13 protein-coding genes and 1 pseudogene are annotated in these 16,796 nt (G+C 70.2%); 8 read left to right on the top strand and 6 right to left on the bottom strand.

The annotated features are described in order from the left end of the window. Window positions 1–20: 20 nt before the first annotated feature. The gene (locus B5557_RS21315; RefSeq protein ID WP_079660973.1) at window positions 21–2,951 is read left to right on the top strand and encodes a SpoIIE family protein phosphatase; all 2,931 of its coding nucleotides are present in this window, start codon (window positions 21–23) and stop codon (window positions 2,949–2,951) included. Window positions 2,952–3,194: 243 nt separating this feature from the next. On the opposite strand, the gene B5557_RS21310 is transcribed toward B5557_RS21315, so the two are convergent. Together B5557_RS21310 and B5557_RS21305 are read right to left on the bottom strand one after the other, a co-directional pair. Next, window positions 3,195–3,629, bottom strand: a complete 435-nt coding sequence (locus B5557_RS21310) for a nuclear transport factor 2 family protein (protein WP_079660972.1) — start codon at window positions 3,627–3,629, stop codon at window positions 3,195–3,197. A gap of 86 nt (window positions 3,630–3,715) precedes the next feature. Next, the gene (locus B5557_RS21305) at window positions 3,716–4,636 is read right to left on the bottom strand and encodes a zinc-binding dehydrogenase (protein ID WP_079664910.1); all 921 of its coding nucleotides are present in this window, start codon (window positions 4,634–4,636) and stop codon (window positions 3,716–3,718) included. Between the two features lie 119 nt (window positions 4,637–4,755). Between B5557_RS21305 and B5557_RS21300 the strand changes: the two genes are divergently transcribed. Together B5557_RS21300 and B5557_RS21295 are read left to right on the top strand one after the other, a co-directional pair. Beyond that, window positions 4,756–5,760: a LysR family transcriptional regulator gene (locus B5557_RS21300; RefSeq protein WP_079660971.1), complete on the top strand. Its 1,005-nt coding sequence runs from the start codon at window positions 4,756–4,758 to the stop codon at window positions 5,758–5,760. Window positions 5,761–6,148: 388 nt separating this feature from the next. Next, entirely contained in the window at window positions 6,149–7,330 is a 1,182-nt protein-coding gene (locus B5557_RS21295; RefSeq protein ID WP_079664909.1) for a hypothetical protein, read from the top strand. Window positions 7,331–7,548: 218 nt separating this feature from the next. Here the strand turns inward: B5557_RS21295 and B5557_RS21290 are convergent, their stop codons facing one another. The 3 genes from B5557_RS21290 to B5557_RS21280 all read right to left on the bottom strand — a co-directional run bounded on the left by B5557_RS21290 (window position 7,549) and on the right by B5557_RS21280 (window position 10,169). Then, window positions 7,549–8,331, bottom strand: a complete 783-nt coding sequence (locus B5557_RS21290; protein WP_269460224.1) for an amino acid ABC transporter ATP-binding protein — start codon at window positions 8,329–8,331, stop codon at window positions 7,549–7,551. 85 nt (window positions 8,332–8,416) lie between these two features. Next, entirely contained in the window at window positions 8,417–9,262 is an 846-nt protein-coding gene (locus B5557_RS21285; RefSeq protein WP_079660969.1) for an amino acid ABC transporter permease, read from the bottom strand. A 31-nt stretch (window positions 9,263–9,293) separates the two neighbouring features. Then, window positions 9,294–10,169 carry an ABC transporter substrate-binding protein gene (locus B5557_RS21280; RefSeq protein ID WP_079660968.1) on the bottom strand — a complete coding sequence of 292 codons (876 nt, stop codon included), beginning with the start codon at window positions 10,167–10,169 and terminating at the stop codon, window positions 9,294–9,296. Between the two features lie 184 nt (window positions 10,170–10,353). On the opposite strand from B5557_RS21280, the gene B5557_RS21275 reads away from it, so the two are divergent. From B5557_RS21275 to B5557_RS46290, 5 genes and pseudogenes are all read left to right on the top strand, one after another. Continuing rightward, the gene (locus tag B5557_RS21275; protein WP_079660967.1) at window positions 10,354–11,970 is read left to right on the top strand and encodes a gamma-glutamyltransferase family protein; all 1,617 of its coding nucleotides are present in this window, start codon (window positions 10,354–10,356) and stop codon (window positions 11,968–11,970) included. 51 nt (window positions 11,971–12,021) lie between these two features. Continuing rightward, the gene (locus B5557_RS21270) at window positions 12,022–12,735 is read left to right on the top strand and encodes a TetR/AcrR family transcriptional regulator (RefSeq protein ID WP_079660966.1); all 714 of its coding nucleotides are present in this window, start codon (window positions 12,022–12,024) and stop codon (window positions 12,733–12,735) included. 424 nt (window positions 12,736–13,159) lie between these two features. Further along, complete coding sequence (locus B5557_RS21265; RefSeq protein ID WP_079660965.1) at window positions 13,160–13,690, top strand: SigE family RNA polymerase sigma factor; 531 nt, start codon at window positions 13,160–13,162, stop codon at window positions 13,688–13,690. Further along, window positions 13,687–14,472 carry a hypothetical protein gene (locus tag B5557_RS21260; protein WP_079660964.1) on the top strand — a complete coding sequence of 262 codons (786 nt, stop codon included), beginning with the start codon at window positions 13,687–13,689 and terminating at the stop codon, window positions 14,470–14,472. Before B5557_RS21265 ends, B5557_RS21260 begins: the two co-directional genes overlap by 4 nt. A gap of 65 nt (window positions 14,473–14,537) precedes the next feature. Next, window positions 14,538–14,678: pseudogene (locus tag B5557_RS46290) on the top strand (non-reducing end alpha-L-arabinofuranosidase family hydrolase); the annotation flags it as partial. A 53-nt stretch (window positions 14,679–14,731) separates the two neighbouring features. Here B5557_RS46290 and B5557_RS21250 read toward each other — a convergent pair. Further along, on the bottom strand, window positions 14,732–16,438 hold the full coding sequence (locus tag B5557_RS21250; protein WP_079660963.1) for an RICIN domain-containing protein: 1,707 nt from the start codon (window positions 16,436–16,438) through the stop codon (window positions 14,732–14,734). Between the last annotated feature and the right edge of the window lie 358 nt (window positions 16,439–16,796).

The following is a 16,796-nucleotide window of genomic DNA, read 5'->3' as shown; positions in this document are numbered from 1 at the left end:
CTCGTCGTAGAATTTCTCGTATGAGCGCACGGCTTGCCTTGCTCGGCAAGGCGGACCCTGGCCTCGCGGAAAGTGAAGTCTTCCGGCTGGCACTGCAGCATGCGGTGGCCGAACTGGATGCCTTGGGGGGGACGATTCATCTGCGCGGTCCCATGTCCGCGCTGCGCTTGGTGTCGGTGACCGGCCTGCCTCCCACCCTCACCCGCTCCTGGGAGATCGTCGACCAGGAGGGCCCGCTGGCCCCGGCCCGCGCCCTGCAACAGGGCAGTGGCGTATGGGTGCCGTTCACCTCGGAGCAGGCGGATTCAGCAGCCCGCACCTGGCCCGGCACCGGCCTGATCGCTCTGCCGATGTTCAGCGGGGACCGCAGCATCGGCGCACTCACGGTCCTGATGGGCGACGGAGGCGAGCCGACCCCGGAGCATCGCGACTTCCTCCGGGCCGTGATCGCCTGGATCGAGGACCGCATGGTCCAGGCCCCGCCACCGACCCGGCCCTCGCAGACGGAGCCGAGCGGTGAGCGTCTGCGGCAGGCCCTCAAGGAGGTCAGCGTCGGCTCGTGGGACTGGAACATCCAGACCGGCGGCCTGATCTGGGACGAGGCAGCCCTGGAGCTCTACGGCACCCGGCCTGCCGACTTCACGGGCAGGGTCGAGGACTGGATGCGATGTGTCCACCCCGACGACCTCGCGCCGACGCTGGCACTGGTGGAGCGGGCGATCCGGGACCACGGCGTGTTCGAGGCCGAGTACCGGGTGCGCAAACTGGACGGTACGTGGGGCTGGACCCAGGCCCGCGGCAAGGCCACGTACGACAGGAACGGTGAACCGCAGCGGATGATCGGCATGGGATGGGACAGCAACGAGTCCCGTTCCGCCCGTGACGCGCTCAGCCGGGCCCTGCGCCACATGAGTGACGGCTTCCTGGCGGTGGACGACGACTGGCGGATCACCTTCGCCAACCTGGAAACGGAACGCACGCTCGGCTTCTCCGAGGAGGAGATGTTCGGGCGCCTGCTGTGGGAGCTGCCCGCTGTCCGGCAGGTCCCCGGCCTGGAGAACCGCTGCCGCAAGGCCGCGGCCGAGGAACAGTCCGCGGGCTTCGACGTCCACATGCCGGACACCGGGCGCCGCTACCACCTGCGGCTGGTCCCAGGGCCCGGCGGCCGCACCATCTACTTCACCGACGTCACCGAGAAGCGTCGTCTGGAGGAGGAGAGCCGGGCGGCCGAGCGCTTCGCCTCCGAGCGGGCGGCCCGTATCGCGGAGCTGACCACGGCGCTCGCCACGGCGACGACCTCGCGGGACGTGGTGGACGCGGTTGCCCACCGGGTACTGCCGCCGTTCGCCGCCACCGGGCTCATGATGCAGGTCATCGAGGGAGACAGGTTCCACAACGTCGGAGCCGCCGCCTACGCGGACGATTTCCTCGCCCTCGCCGACGGCCGCCCCCTGGCATCAGGCGACCCGGCCTGGGACGCGATCCGGGCCGGCGCGCCGCTCTTCCTCACCTCTCCGCAGGAGTTCATCGCACGCTATCCCGAGCTGGCCGACGTGGTCGCTCGCGCCGACAAGAAGGCCTGGGCGTTCCTGCCGCTGACCGCTTCCGGGCGCACGTTCGGAATCTGCGTGGTCACCTTTGACCACCCGCGCCGCCTCAGCGACGAGGAACGTGCCCTGCTGACCACGATCAGCGCCCTCGTCGCACAGGCCCTGGAGCGGGCCCGGCTCTACGACGCCGAGCACACCCGGTCCCGCCAGCTCCAGCGGAGCCTGCTCCCCAGGGACCTGCCCGATCTGCCCGCCTGCGAGTCCGCCGCCCGCTATCTGCCCGCCGGCCGAGGCATGGACGTCGGCGGCGACTGGTACGACGTCATCCCGCTCTCCGGCTGTCAGGTCGCCCTGGTCGTCGGCGACGTCATGGGCCACGGACTGCCCGAGGCCGCCACCATGGGCCGCCTGCGCACCGCCGTCCACACCCTCGCCGACCTCGAACTGCCCCCCGACGAGATCATGACCCACCTCAACGACATCGTCAGCGGCATGAGCGAGGAGTCGTACGTCACGTGTCTGTACGCGCTCTACGACTCCACCACCCAGCTCTGCAGCATCGCCCGAGCCGGACACCCGCCACCCGCGCTGCTCTACCCCGACGGCACGGTTCACTTCCCGGATCAGGCCGCGGACCCGCCGCTGGGCGCCGCGGAGCCCCCCTTCGAGACGGTCGAGCTGCATGTTCCCGAGGGCAGCCTGCTCGTGTTCTACACGGACGGTCTGGTCGAGTCGGCGAAGCGTGAGATCGACCAGGGCATGACGGATCTGGCGCGGCTCCTGCACACGGCCCACCAGGACGGTACGAGCGCGGATCTGGAACGCCTGTGCGACGTGATGACGGCCGGCCTGCTCCCCGCCGAGCAGCAGGCCGCCGACGACGCCGCGTTCCTCGTCGCCCGCCTCCACGCCCTGTCCGGCGACCGAGTCGCCTCCTGGTCCCTGCCCGACGACCCCCGGGCCGCCGGCCAGGCCCGCCGCCATGTCCGAGAGCAACTCTGCGCATGGGGCCTGGACGACCTGACGGCCACCACGGAACTCCTGGCCAGCGAACTGGTGGGCAACGTGGTACGCCACGCCAAGGGACCGGCCCGCCTGCGCCTCCTCCAGGATGTCAACCTGATCTGCGAGGTCTTCGACGGCAGCCTCACGATGCCCCGCATCCGCCGTGCCACGGACACCGACGAGGGAGGCCGCGGGCTACAGCTGATCACGGCACTCTCGCAACGCTGGGGCACGCGTTACACGAAGAAGGGAAAGTGCATCTGGACCGAACAGTCCCTGATCGGCCCGGACAGCCGGAAGGACCAGCTGTCCGATGCGCTGGACCTGATGTTCGCGGACACAGGAGGAATCGACGGAGCCCCGGACCTGCTCCCCTTCGAGGAGCAGGGTCCATAGCGCAGGATCCGTGTGGATCACGGTCATCCTGTCCACGGCGCTGAGCGGTTCGGACGCCTTGGCGGCGACCTGCGGCAGCACCTCCACGAGCATCTGGAGCACGGCCGCGTCGCCGTACTGCTCGAACGCGTCGGCCATGGGCGCCCGGTGGGCACCACCCGCTCGAGCGAAGCCGAGAGTGGGGGAAGGCGTGGCATTCCCCGCGTCTGCGGCATGATCCGCCGGACAGGCCCTCGGGGAGGGTCACTCGGTGCCGGCGGGGCGGTGGGCGTCCTCGTCCGGGAAGAGGGTCGCGGCCACGTGCCGGGTGTCGGCGTATTCGATGACCGAGGCGATCCTGCCGTCGCGGACCGTGTAGATGCCGAGGCAACGGTTGTCGTAGGTGTCGCCGCGTACGGTCGTGGCCCTGGCGGTCCATTCGGCCACCACGCGGTCGCCCTCGGCGATGGTACTGACCAGTTCGATTTCCAGGGTGCCGGGGACGAAGGCAGGTCCCATGCCGCCGAGGAACTCGTTGATGATCGCGTCGCGTCCGTGCCACACCTTGGAGATGGGCAGGTCGCCCGGATAGTGCCAGGTCGCGTCCGCGTGGAAGCTGTCGTGGATGACATCGCCGTCGCCGTCGCGTACGGCCTCGACATAGCGGATGACGACGGCCCTGGGGTCACTGGTGATCATGATTCTGCTCCTTCGGCCGGTCTTGCCGCCGGTCGTTTCGGTGAAGTTCAGGACAGGTGATGAGGTTCAGGGCAGGGCGGTGAGGTTCAAGGCAGGGTGAGGACGGCCTTGCCGCGGATCCGGCGGTCGCTCAGGGCGGCGAGGACGGTCGCGGTGTCGGCCCAGTCGGTGACACGGCCGATCTCGGGGTGCAGTCGGCCTTCGGCGGTCAGTCGGACGAGCGTCGCCAGATCTTCGTCGAGGCGGCTGTCCGCGTCGAGGTAGTGGAAATGGCGGATGGAAGCCGATTCGGGCCCGGTGAAGAAGTCGAAGAAGTCGAGCGTCGCCGGCATGCGGCTGGCCTGCCCGAACCAGATCACCGTGCCGCGCCCGGCGAGATGCGCGAGCGCGAGGGAGAGTGCCGGCCCGCCGGTCGACTCCAGCACGATGTCGTAAGGGCCCTGAGCATCGCTGACGTGGTGCACGACATCGGTGGCGCCGAGTTCCGCGAGCCGCGCACCGCGCTCGGCGTTCCTGGTCACGGCGGTGACCTGGGCCCCGGCGGCGGTCGCGAGCTCGGTGACGAAGTGGCCCACACCCCCGGAAGCACCGGTCAGCAGGATCCGCCGGCCCAGCACGGGTCCGGCGGCGCGCAGCAGCCGCAGCGCGGTGAGCCCGGCGAGCGGCAGCGCCGCGCCCTGGACCGCGCAGACGCTGTCCGGCAGCTCGGCGAGCGCGTCGGTCGGCACGGCCACGTACTCCGCCCAGCCGCCTCCCATGGGGTGACCGACGACCCGGGTGACCCCGGACGGTCCGCTGCCGTCGGCGGCCGACTGCACCACCAGCCCCGCGATGTCCTTGCCCGGCCGGTCGCCGGGGGCGGGCTTCTCCAGCTTGAACGTCTCGCCCCGGTTGACGGAGAAGGCCTCGACCTTCACCAGCACTTCGTCGGGGCGAGGCGTCGGCTCCGCCACATCGGCGAGCACGACCGGCTCGGAGGGATCTCCGGTCGGTATGAAGGCCTTCATCGTGATCATCCCCTCGGTGGTGGTGTCTTCGGGGACCATCCGACCGGGCGGAGCGGGGACTCGGCCAACAACGAATCCGCCTGGCCGACAACGCCCGGTTGTCGCATAGGGTCAATGGCATGGACCTCGATCTCGCGCTGGTCCGCGCTTTTGTCGCGACAGCCCGGACCCTGCATTTCGGGAGGGCCGCCGAAGAGCTGGGCACCAGCCAACAGGCGCTGTCCAAGCGCATAGCGCGGCTGGAGAAGCTGCTGTCCGTGCAGCTGTTCGGGCGCCAGGGCGGGGTCCGGCTGAGCGAGGCGGGGGAGCGGTTTCTGCCGGCCGCGCTCGAGGCGCTCGCTGCGGGCGATCGCGCGATCGCGGCGGTGACGGGTGCCGGACCGGTCGTACGGATCGACACCTGGGGACATCTGTACGCGCCGATGCGCACGGTCGCCGACGCGGTACAGGCACTCGGTCCGGTGCGGTGGGAGCCGAGCCCGGGACGGGACTGGCCGTCGGTGGCGGAGGCGTTGCTGCGCGGCGACACCGATCTCGGATTCGGCCGGGTGCACCCGCTCCCCGACGGCCGGGACGCGAGCCTCACCCAGCGGCTGGTACGGCTGGAACCCGTCGACGCAGTCGTCGGCCCGTCCCACCCACTGGCCGTCGCCGACGTACTGCGCCCTGCGGACCTGCGCGACAGCGTGCTGTTGTGTCCGGCGGAACTGACCCGCCTCGACTTCCTGCGCCGCTTCGCCGACGAATTCCGGATACCGCGCCGGCACGACGGCCCCAATCTGGGCCTGGACCATCTCGTGCGGCACATCCGTACCGAGCCCGACGCCTTCACCCTCTTCCCCGCCGACGCGCCGCTGCCGGACCACGCGGGCCTGCGCTGTATTCCCCTCGCCGACCCGACACCGCTGTACGCGTGGTCGCTGGCCTGGCGCGAATCCTCCCGCCACCCCGGACTCGACACCTTGCTACGAGGCTTCACCGAAGCCGGCCGTACTCGGCGCTGGCTGGACTACACACCGCAGCGTGACTGGATCCCCGACATCGACCACTCGAAACTCACGGTTCACGAGCCACCGGTCGCCGCCGCGGGCGCGCCGAGGCCGGCGTCTGCTCGGGACTGCTGACCTCTCGCCGAACAGACGGCAAGCCGATGGCCTCGGACTGAGTCCCGCGTGCGCGTCGCATTTCAAGCAAGTTGCCTGCTGAGCAGTGCAGTTGGGGAAGAAGACCGATTTCCTCGGCTCTGCCTCCCAAGTCGCGCAGGCCCTTTCCGCGTTGCGTGACGCGTCCTACGACGGGGCGTCTTCTCGCGGCCCGCGCTGTCTTCTGCCACGTTCTCGCGACCCGCCGCCCGTCCGGCTCAGCGGACCAGGCGGCCGCTTCTTACCGCACGCCGAGAACCTGCCCTGCCTTCCCGCCATCTCTAGGAGGGGCACATGACGTGTGGGAAACGAGCAAGGCGACCAGAACGAGAACCGAAAGCGAGAACGCGTGTCGGCCATCAGCCAGCGGATACACCTGGTGCTGCTTACCGCCTGGACAGTCCTCTGGTTCGCCCTGGTCCAGCCGCACGGAGGGTTCTCCTGGCACTACCTGCGTACCGGTGGGGAGTTGCTCTACGCGGGCTCGGGCAGGGCCGATGGCGGTCTGAACCTGTACGCCCACCACCCCGAACTGCAAATGGGTCCCGTCAGCTTCCTGGCAGCGGGCCTGTTCAACCCTCTTCCCGAGTCCACCGGGCAGTTCCTGGCCGAAGCCGTGATGTCCCTGCTCGGTCTGCTGATCCTGGTGGTGGCCGGACGAAGCGCCGCCTGGCATCTCCTGGGCACGGGCACCAATCACCAGCGGCTGAGGCAGCGGGTGCTGATCGCCGGCCTGGCCTTCATCCCGATGTGGATCGAGGTCGCCGTCCGTTTCGGCCACCTCGACGACGTACTGGCACTCTTCTTCACCACCCTTGCCGTACGCGCTCTCACCCGCGGCAACCCCGCTGCGACGGGCGCCTTCCTGGCCTTGGCCATGGACTCCAAACCGACCGCGCTGGCCTTCCTGCCGCTGCTGCTCGCCCTGCCGAGGGGGCAGTGGCTGCGCGCGGGTCTGTGGTGCACGGCTCTGGTCGCGCTCGCCTGGCTGCCGTTCCTCCTCACTGCCCCGCAGTCGTTGACCGCAGCCCAGTTCACCATCCCCAACCAGCCTGCGTCCGCGCTGCACTGGCTCGGCGTCGACGATCCGCGGACCCCTCCCTGGGACCGGCCCGCGCAGGCCGCGCTGGGGCTGGCGCTGGGTTGCGTCGCGGTCTGGCGAGGCCGCTGGGCCGCCGTCGTCCTGCTCGGCGCCAACGCCCGGATCGCCCTGGACCCCAGCGTCTACACGTACTACACCGCCTCCGTCCTGCTGGGCACACTGCTGTGGGATGTGATCGGACAGCGGCGCCTGGTGCCCTGGTGGAGCTGGATCGGCCTGATCACCCTGTACGGCGCGGTCTTCGTCGTTCCCGGTGACGCGGCCCGCGGCCTGATCCGCCTGGGCTTCGTCATCGTCTCCACCGCATACGTCCTGCTCTGGCCGGTACGAGACCGGCGTCGGCGACACTCCCGGTCCCGCGGCAGGCAGGTGGGAACCGATCAGGCCCTGGACACGGCGCTCGGGGCGACGGCACCGGGGAGAAGGTGGGCGAAACCGCCGGCTCCCTGATCGGGCAGTTCCCCGGCTCGCAGCTCATTCCGGAGAACTTCCGCACCGCTCCGCTGCCCGGCGGTGACACCGACGTGTACCTCAAGGCTGACAAGTTCGGGACCGTGTACGGAAACGGGCTGTCGAAGTCGGACATCCAGGTCGCCTCGGTGACGCAGGAGCCGGTCGCCCTTTCGGCGTTCACCGAGACCCGGGGACCGTGTCCGCGCCGCGCTTGCTCAGTCGCCCTCGTTGATACGGCGCAGGAAGGCGCGTGTGCGTTCGTGGGCGGGGTCGGTCATGAGCTTCTCAGGGGGGCCTTCCTCCAGAACGGCCCCTTGGTCGAACATGACCAGCCGGTCCGCGGCCGAGCGGGCGAAACCCATCTCATGCGTGACGACGATCATCGTCATGCCGTCGTCGACGAGTTCCTTCATCACGGCGATGACCTCGCCGACCATCTCGGGGTCGAGGGCGCTCGTGGGTTCGTCGAAGAGCATCAACTCCGGCTTCATGGCGAGGGCGCGGGCGATGGCGACGCGCTGCTGCTGGCCGCCGGACAGGGCCGACGGCCGTGACGACGCCTTGTGCCCGAGGCCCACCCTCGCCAGGAGCTCCTGTGCCTGCTCCCTGGCCTCGGCTTTCGGCATGCCGAGGACCTTCGCCGGCGCGACGGCCACGTTGTCGAGCGCGGTCAGATGGGGAAAGAGGTTGAAGCGCTGGAAGACGAAACCGATGTTGCGGCGGCGCTCGGCCACCACCTTCGGCCGCTCCTCCACCGGCCGTTTCCCCACCGACCGATCGGAGCCGGACGCCCGCGGTCGGTAGCCGACAGGACGGCCGTGGATGAGGATCTCGCCCTCGTCGATGCGTTCGAGGTGGTTGAGGCATCGGAGGAATGTGGTCTTGCCGGAGCCGGACGGCCCCACCATGACCACGACCTCGCGGGCCCGCACGTCCATGGAGATACCGTTCAGCACCCGGACGTCGCCGAAGCGCTTGACCACCCCGCGTGCCGACATCACCGCCGATGCGTCAGCCGGCCCGGCGGACGCCCCGGCCCCGTGACCCTCTTGTTCCCCGGCCTGCCTCGTGATCGGTTCCATGTCAGTGGGCCTCCTTGCCTACGAGCGTGGCGTCCTCGCGGCCGGTGGTGCGGCCCAGGCTGCCACCGGTGAGCCGCTCGCGCAGCGAGGGTGCGGCGATCACCTGTCCGGGATCCGCGAGTCTGCGCTCGATGAACCGCTGGACGAACGACCACACCGTCGTCAGCGCGAGGTAGTAGCAGGCGGCGACGAGGAAGATCTCGAAGGTCTTGAAGGTCGCCGAGTTGATCGACTGCGCGGTCAGGAACATCTCCTGCAGGCCGATGACCGACAGGAGGGAGGTCGACTTCATCATCAGGTTGAACTCGTTGCCCAGCGGCGGAACGATGATCCGGATCGCCTGCGGCAGCAGCACGACCCGCATGGTCATCGCGGGGGTCATGCCCAGCGCCTGCGCCGCCTCCGCCTGCCCGGGATCGATGGCGCCGAGGGCCGCGCGGAAGATCTCGGCCATGTAGGCGGCCTCGTTCAGGGCGAGCGTCAGCGTGGCCGCCTGTACGACGCCGAGGAGCACGAGCCCGCCGACCTGGACGTCACCGAAGCGGTAGATGCCCGCAGCGGCGAGTCCGTTGTAGACGAGGACGAGCTGGACCAGCAGAGGCGTGCCGCGGATCAGCCAGACATAGGTCCCGCCGCCCCAGCGCAGCGGGGCGAAACGGCTGCGCTGGGCCAGGGCGACGCCGAACCCGAGGAGCACGCCGAGCAGTTGGGCGATGACCGAGATGTAGACGGTGCGCCAGAGTCCGTCGAGGAACGCCCCGGAGGGCGAGAACAGGTAGTGCCAGAAGAACGGCCAGTCGAAGCCGACCGGCTGCCCTGCGTCGGCGAGCACGGTTGCGTGGGTCACGTGGTCTTCTCTCTGCGTGCCTGCCCGGGAATCAGTTGGCGATGTCGTCGCCGGTCAGGTTCCACTTCTTGAGGATCGTGTCGTACGCGCCGTTCTTGCGTACCGCTGCCAGCGCCTGGGTGAGCGCGTCGTGCAGGGCCTTGTCGTCCTTGCGGGTCGCGGCGCCCACCTTGATGCGGTTGAACGGTTCGCCGACGAGCTTGAAGGTGTCCGGCTGCTGCTTCAGCACATACGCGGCGGTCTCCAGAGTCGTGCCGTAGGCGTCCACCAGTCCGATGCGCAGTTGCTGGAGGGCGTCGCTGTCCTTGGTGAACTGCCGGATGTCGATCTTCGGCTTCCCGGCCGCCGTGCACTTCTCGGACTGGTCGGTGAGGTACTGGACGATGGTGGTGCCCGTCTGCCCGGCCGCCTTCTTGCCGCACAGGTCGTCCGCGCTCTTGATGGCGTCGGCGTTCTTCCCGGCCACGACGAGGGTGTTGGAGGCGTACATGTACGGGACGAAGTCGACGACCTTCTCCCGCTCCGGCTTGATGTAGAGCTGGGTGATGATCGCGTCGCACTGCTTGGCCTGCAGCGCCGGGATGATCCCGTTGAAGCTGGTGTTGGCCCAGTTCGCCCGGACCCCGAGCTCGGCGGCCAGCGCGTCCCCGAGTTCGATCTCGGCGCCCACCGGCTTCTGCGCGACGTCGTAGTACGTCAGCGGCGGCGCGCTGATGTCCGCACAGTAGGTGATCTGACCGTCCTTCACGAGCGCTCCCGCGGGCACCTTGACAGACGCCGCCTTCGTGGCGGCGGCGTCGGCGCCGCCGGAGGTCCCGGAGCATCCGGTGAGGGCCATGGCGAGCGCAGCGGCGCCGCCGGTCATGACGAACGCCGATCGGCTGGAGAAGGAGAGCGACCTGGCCATTTCCGAACCCCTTTGAGAGGTCGCGCTGTTGCGCGGCGATGTAAGTCAATGTCATAGTCGATAACGTTGACTATGACAGGGAAGCTAGGCCCGCCGCTCTCGGACTGTCAAGAAGGCTCACGTAACGCGACGGTTAAAGAGGCCGCACCGCAGGCGGCCGCCAGAGCACTCGGGAAGGGGAACGATGTCCGCATTCACCGAACGTCCGCTCGCCGCGACGGGCGGCAGGTGGGCCGTCGCGACGCCCCACACCGCGGCCGGCGACGCGGCGGCCGAGGTGCTGCGCGGCGGCGGCAACGCGGTCGACGCGGCCCTCGCCGCCGCCGCCATGCTGACGGTGGTGTACCCCAACCAGTGCTCTGTCGGCGGCGACCTGCTGGCTCTGGTGGGCACCCGGGACGGCGACGTCCGCTTCGTCAACGCCAGCGGCCGGTCCCCCCGCGCGGTCGACGTGGCGTCGCTGACGGCGGCGCACGACATGATGCCGGTCCTCGGCGCCCTGCCGGTGACGGTTCCCGGCGCGGTCGCCGGATGGAGCGCCCTGGCCGAGAACTGGGGCACCCGTCCGCTCGCCTCCGCGCTCGCGCCCGCCGAGGCCGCCGCCCGTGAGGGGGTGCCCGTGGCCCCCGGACTGGCCCACGATCTCGCACGGGAGAGCGACAACCTGGCGCGGGATCCCGGCATGCGCGGCGTGTTCTTCGCCGACGGCGACGTCCTCGCGGCCGGACAGACGCTGCGCCAGCCCCACCTCGCTCGCTCCCTGGCCCTGATCGCCTCGGAAGGCCCCGCCGCGATGTACGGCGGAGAGGTGGGCGCGAGCCTGGTGAAGCTGCTCGCCGCGGGCGGCTCCGCGATGACGGAGGGGGATTTCGCCGCGCACACGGTGGAGCTCTCGCCGGCGCTCGCCGCCGAGTACGACGGCGTCGAGTACCTGTCGGCCGGTGCGAACTCGCAGGGCCTCTACTTCCTCCAGGGACTCAAGGCACTCGACGTGGCCCGCACCGTCCGCGGACCGCTCGACCCGCTGGGCCGCGACGCCGGCCTGGTCGCCTCCGTCCTCGCCTGGACCGCCGGCGACCGTGACCGCCACTGCGCCGACCCGGAGTGGAGCAGCGCCCCCGTCGACCACCTGCTGTCCGACGCGTACGCGCGGCGCATCGCGGAGCACGCCCTGTCGGGCACGGCGGTCGACCTGCTCGCACAGCGCAAGGCGACCGGTGACACCGTGGCGGTGGTGGTGGCCGACGCGGACGGCACCTGGGTCTCCCTGATCCAGAGCGTCTTCCACAGCTTCGGCGCCGCCGTCCTCGACCCCGGCACCGGGATCGTCCTGCACAACCGGGGCGCCTCGTTCTCCCTCGACCCCGCCTCGCCCAACAGGCTGGCCGGGGGGAAGCGACCGCTGCACACGCTCATGCCGGTGCTGGTCCGCGAAGGGGGCGAACTCGTCGGCGCGCACGGCGCCATGGGTGGACGCGCGCAACCCCAGGTGCACACCCACATGGCCCTGCATCTCGCCGCCGGTTCCTCTCCCGAACACGCTGTGTCGGTGCCACGCTGGGTCCTCGGAGCCATGGAGGCGGGCGTGACGACCGGCGCGGGCGTCGTCAGCACCGAGCGGGACGTTCCTTCCGCCGGCGTCCATGCGATCGAGGGGGCGGGCTTCACCGTGCAGTCCCTCGGCGCGAACGACGACGGGGTGGGCCACGGCCAGTTGGTCCGGCGAGTTGCCGGGGACGGCCCACCGCACCTGGCGGCGGCCACCGATCCGCGCGCGGACGGTTCGGCGGTGGCCGGCTGACACCATGGCCGGGTGCGCGATCATGGGAGCGATCGACGTGGGGAAGGAAGCATGACCGACAGCAGTGCCAGGACGACCAAGAGGGCGAGCCGGAGCCGGCTGCCGCGAGGCACCCTGAGCCAGGAGCTGATCGTCCAGGCGGCGTTCCGGGTCGCGGACTCCTCCGGTATGGAGAAGCTGACGTTCCAGGCCCTCGGCCGTGAGCTGTCCGCCCATCCGACGGCGATCTACCGGCACTTCCGCAACAAGGACGAACTGCTGCTGGCACTCATCGACGCCCTGCACGCGGAGGCCCTGGCCAACACTCCGCCGCCCACGGACGACTGGGCCCACGACCTCATGGAGATCGCGATCCACATCCACGAGGCGTTTCTCCGCCATCCCCGGGTGGGGGCCCTGGCTGCCGCGCGCACCGCCCGGCGGGAGAACGAGTTCCGGTCCGTGGAACGCAAACTGGACTGCATGCGCCGGGCCGGCCTCGACGACGCCGAAGCCGCCCGCTACTACCGGGTCTTCGCCGACCTGGTGCTGGCCTACAGCGCCATGGACGCGAGCCTGGCCGCGCTGTCCCCGGAGCTCCGGGACGCCGATCTGCACGCCTGGAAGACCGACTACCTCACGCTGCCGCCCGACAAGTACCCCAACATCGCGCGGGTCGCACCACGGTTCGTGGGCCTGGACGACCCCCAGAACTTCGTGACGGCCGTCCAAGCGGTCATCGACACGGTCCGGGCGAAGTCGGAGCGCGAGGCCCGCCCCACCTGAGCCGCAGCGCACCGGGTCCTTACGGCGCGCACACGAGGCACGATGCCGGCGGTGTGCGCCCGCACCGTGCGCTCGGCGATGTCGAGGCGGCGGGCGAACCACTGGTTCCGTTCGCCGCGTGCCGTGCACCGGTCGCCGAGAAAACAGCGTCGGGGCGGCAACCTTCTCGTCCTCTGCGGCAACTGGGAGCCGGAAGGCCGAGTCGAACTACTGGATGGACGGGCATGAGGGCACGAAGCACGCCGCGCCGAAACCGTGGCGCAGGCGCGGACTGGTCAGCCTTCACCGGCCCGCAACCGAGCACGAGCGCCGTTCGGGTCCCGGGCTGGGCCCTGTCAGGTTGCGCCCCCGTTGTTAAACGTGCAACCAATGTTAAACGTGCAACCAATACGTACGTCATTGCCAGGAGAGGGCGACCCGGGGGATGGTCCTCGATGACGCGTCCGCGGAGTTCCACGAATTCTTCGAACGCCACTATGCCGAGCTCGCCCGTCTGGCCCACCTCCTGACCGGCGAGGCCGACGCGGCGGACGACCTCGCGGCGGATGCCCTGGTCGCCCTGTGGCAGCGCTGGGACCGGTTGCGGCAGGCCGACCACCCGCTCGCCTACGCCCGTGGTGTGGTGGCCAACCTGGCGCGGGGGCGGATCCGCAGCGCGGTGCGGGAGCGACGCCGGATCACGCTGTTCTGGTCCCGCAGCCCCGAGAAGGTGGAGGGGCCCGACGCGGCGGCCGTGCTGGACGTCCGCGCGGCGCTCGCCCGGCTGCCGTACCGCAAGCGCGCCTGCGTGGTGCTGCGGCACGCCCTCGACCTGTCGGAGAAGGACACGGCGGCGGCGCTGGGCATATCGGTCGGAACGGTGAAGAGCCAGACCTCGAAGGGAATGGCCGAGCTGGAAAAGCTCCTGGGCGCACACGCGGCCGGGGACCTGGTGCCAGGGAGGAGGAACCGGTGAACGAGGAAATCGCCCGTCGGCTGCGCGAGGCCGCCGAGGCCCACCGGCCCGACCGCGCGCGGATGCTGGCCCGGGTGGAACGCGGCATGGCCGGCCCCGCCGTCCGGCACCGCGCGCGACCGTTCGCGCGGTCCGGCACCAGGGTCGCCCTCGCCGGGCTCGCCGCCGCCGGCATCCTGACGACCGGCGGCCTCGCCGTCGCCGCCATCGTCGCGAAGCCGTCGCCGTCGCCCACCGTGACCACGCCCGCCGGCCTGCCCCCGGCCGTCAGCTCCCCGCCCCCGACCTCGGCCCGCCCCACCCCGGTCTCGCCGCCCCCGGCCACCACCCCGGGCAGCTCGCGCCCGACTCCGCCGGCCACCAGTCCCTCGCCGACCGCCGGCGAGAGCCAGAACGGGCCGCTGCGGTCGGCCGGCTCGCTGGATGCGAAGAGCACCGTCTACTGGACGCAGAGCGACCTCGTCCTCAAGACGACCCAGCCGCTCACCGCGCTCACGGTCGAGATCCGGATCGTGCAGACCGGCGGGGCGAAGAACACCGGCACCTGGCAGACCCTGCCGGGTGATGACTTCACCCTCACCGTCCAGGAGGCCGGCGGCGCGCTGGTCTACCGCTGGGTCCTCAAGCCGGGCCTGACCGTGCCGGCCGGGAGCCATGAGTTCGCCGCGCAGTTCAACAACGGCCCCGGCGTGCGCAAGGCCACGGGCGACGGCTACCGCGTCGACGCACAGGGTTCGGGCGGCTCCGCGTCGGTCCGGGGAGGGTTCGCCCCGACGCGGTGAACGCGGCTGTGCGGTGGCCGGCAGGTCGCCGTGGAACCGGGCGGGGGAGGCGACGGCGGCCGTAGGTGCTGGCGTCCCAGCGGGGCGCGTCGCCCTTCGTCTACCGCACGTCGAGCGACCCCACCAACCCCAACGGCTGGTCCGCGCCGCAGCCGCTGTTCACCGGCAGCATCCCCCGCACCGAGTCCGGCACCGGCCCGATCGAAGATGACGAAAAGCGCCCCCATCGAAGAGATGAGGGCGCATTCGTCAGCTTCGCCTACTTGAGTGCTGTACCGCCCGAGTTGTGATAGGCGATCGTCTTACGGATCAGGTTTCCGCCGTCGGACTCGACCGTGGTCTGTTCCTGCTGCCCTGGACCGAAGAACAGGCCGGCGACATGGGCGTTCGCGACCTGGTTCATGTGCGCGAAGAACCAGTCCACCTTGTCGTCCTTGTAGTGGTTGAGGGTGTTGTTCTGTGCCATGTTGCCCACGGGGATCTGCCACAGGACCACGGGCTTGCCCACGGACTCGGCCATCGTCTTGTAGAACTGCAGCGTGGCGGCGGCCTTCTGGTCGGTCCAGAAGTGGTCACTGCCGCCGTGGGCCGGCTGTGCGTACCAGCCTGCGTCGCGGTCCGACACATCGGTGGCCAGGAAGTCGGCGTCCTGCGCCCCGAGCTTCGCGTAGTCCTTGACGCAAGCCTGTGTGTTGGTCTCCCAGTCCCAGCAGGTGAGGTGGAGCCCCGCGGCGGTGTTCGGCGCGTACTTGTGGGCCATCGAGATCAGGCAGCGGGAGAGTCCGGCGGCGCTGTTCTCCTGCGATCCGCAATCCTTCGGATTTGCGGCCGAGACCTGCGCGGCAACCTTGTGCGGATCGCCGAGCGACCGGACGTAGCCCCAGAAGTCGGGCTCGATGTCGATCGCGTCGTGCGACGTGCCGATCTTCTGGAGGAAGAAACGGTAGTCGTTCAGGTACCGGGTGAGCAGGTCGACCCGGTTGATGGCCTTGACCTCGCCCGGACCGTCGCCCTCGCCCGCCGCATCGCCGAGGTCGCGCAACGAGTACCAGGTCCAGAGCATCTTCTGCGGACGCGGGCTGCCCTTGTACGTCGCCTGGGACGCCACCTCGTCCCGCCAGGTCACGTACGTGCCGGGCGCCGTGGTGCTGCCGTTCCAGCAGCCCCACCAGCTCGACCACCCGTCCTTGCACTTCGCTGCCGTGTAGTAGTCCGACGAGGGCGCGGGCTGGCTGTGCACATAGGCGTAGCGCGCGTCGAACGGCGCGGCGGTCGCCGAGGCGTCGGTCATCGAGCCGCCGATGACCACCTTGTCACTGCCCATGAACCGCTTCGTCGAGCTGCCGCCACCGCCCGCGGGCGACGAAGACGAAGACGAAGGCGAAGCCGAAGGCGCCGGTCGCGTGCCGCTCGGAGTCGGGCTTGCGGGAACGCCGCCGCTCGGCGCGGTGGGCGTACCGGCGCCGCCGACACTCCCGGCCGGGACGAGTTGCCACTGCTGATCGGCGCCGCCCCGGTCGCGGTTCTGGACGACGCCGCTCCCGTCGGCCTTGGCGGCGTTTCGGACATCGACAGCCATGCCACTGAAGCGATTGACCAAACGCACGTAGCCGTCCGGCGACTTGGCCAGTTTGAACTGCTGGTTGGTGCCGTTCAGGTCTTTCCACTGCACGAGAGCGGAGCCGGCGGTCTTGGACCAGCCGAGGTCGTCCAGCACCTTGCCGGAGTTCCGGTTCTGCAGCCGGTAGTACCCGTCACCCGCGTCGATGAACCGCCACTGCTGGTTGGCGCCGCCGTGACGGCTCCACTGCACCACCGCCGCGCCGTCCTTCGTGGCGTAGGCGCGGTCGTCCAGCACCTTGCCGCTGTTGCGGTTGACCAGCACGTACCACTTCTTCAGATCCAGGGTCTTTTGCTGTGCCGAAGCCTGGCTGACCACGACAGCCGAGCCGGCAACGACCACCATGGCGATACCCGCCCAGAGACCCCGACGCGCGAGCAACCGACGGCCACGATGCTTCGGACGGCCACCGCGCGCGCCGCCGTCGGCACGGTGGCCGCCGACGCGGGACGCCACCGATGACGTGGGTGGGCCGGGGACATGTCTGTGCTCTCGTTCCAGGGACACGCCTGTGCTCTCTCTCAGCCGTTGCATCTGACCGGACCACTTGGCCGGACAACACTGAGTGGTCCGAGAGGCCGAAAAGGTTGCCGCGAAGAGCCACAGATTTTTTTCGCCTCGACCGCTTCCCGTTCGTACGCCCAGCCGATCCAGGTGGTGGAGGGGCCAGGGCGCCCGACGCCGCACAACCACGATTCTTCCG

It is taken from the genome of Streptomyces sp. 3214.6 (genome assembly GCF_900129855.1).
Lineage (GTDB): Bacteria > Actinomycetota > Actinomycetes > Streptomycetales > Streptomycetaceae > Streptomyces > Streptomyces soliscabiei.
This window is presented reverse-complemented; position numbering and strand designations above follow the sequence as displayed.

What these genes read in the sequence shown, in the direction of transcription:
- B5557_RS21270 (WP_079660966.1), top strand. Translation starts at nt 12,022, where the DNA reads ATGACCGACAGCAGTGCCAGGACGACCAAGAGGGCGAGCCGGAGCCGG.
- B5557_RS21315 (WP_079660973.1), top strand. Translation starts at nt 21, where the DNA reads ATGAGCGCACGGCTTGCCTTGCTCGGCAAGGCGGACCCTGGCCTCGCG.
- B5557_RS21300 (WP_079660971.1), top strand. Translation starts at nt 4,756, where the DNA reads ATGGACCTCGATCTCGCGCTGGTCCGCGCTTTTGTCGCGACAGCCCGG.
- B5557_RS21305 (WP_079664910.1), bottom strand. Translation starts at nt 4,636, where the DNA reads ATGAAGGCCTTCATACCGACCGGAGATCCCTCCGAGCCGGTCGTGCTC.
- B5557_RS21280 (WP_079660968.1), bottom strand. Translation starts at nt 10,169, where the DNA reads ATGGCCAGGTCGCTCTCCTTCTCCAGCCGATCGGCGTTCGTCATGACC.
- B5557_RS21250 (WP_079660963.1), bottom strand. Translation starts at nt 16,438, where the DNA reads ATGGTGGTCGTTGCCGGCTCGGCTGTCGTGGTCAGCCAGGCTTCGGCA.
- B5557_RS21310 (WP_079660972.1), bottom strand. Translation starts at nt 3,629, where the DNA reads ATGATCACCAGTGACCCCAGGGCCGTCGTCATCCGCTATGTCGAGGCC.
- B5557_RS21265 (WP_079660965.1), top strand. Translation starts at nt 13,160, where the DNA reads ATGGTCCTCGATGACGCGTCCGCGGAGTTCCACGAATTCTTCGAACGC.
- B5557_RS21290 (WP_269460224.1), bottom strand. Translation starts at nt 8,331, where the DNA reads ATGTCGGCACGCGGGGTGGTCAAGCGCTTCGGCGACGTCCGGGTGCTG.
- B5557_RS21275 (WP_079660967.1), top strand. Translation starts at nt 10,354, where the DNA reads ATGTCCGCATTCACCGAACGTCCGCTCGCCGCGACGGGCGGCAGGTGG.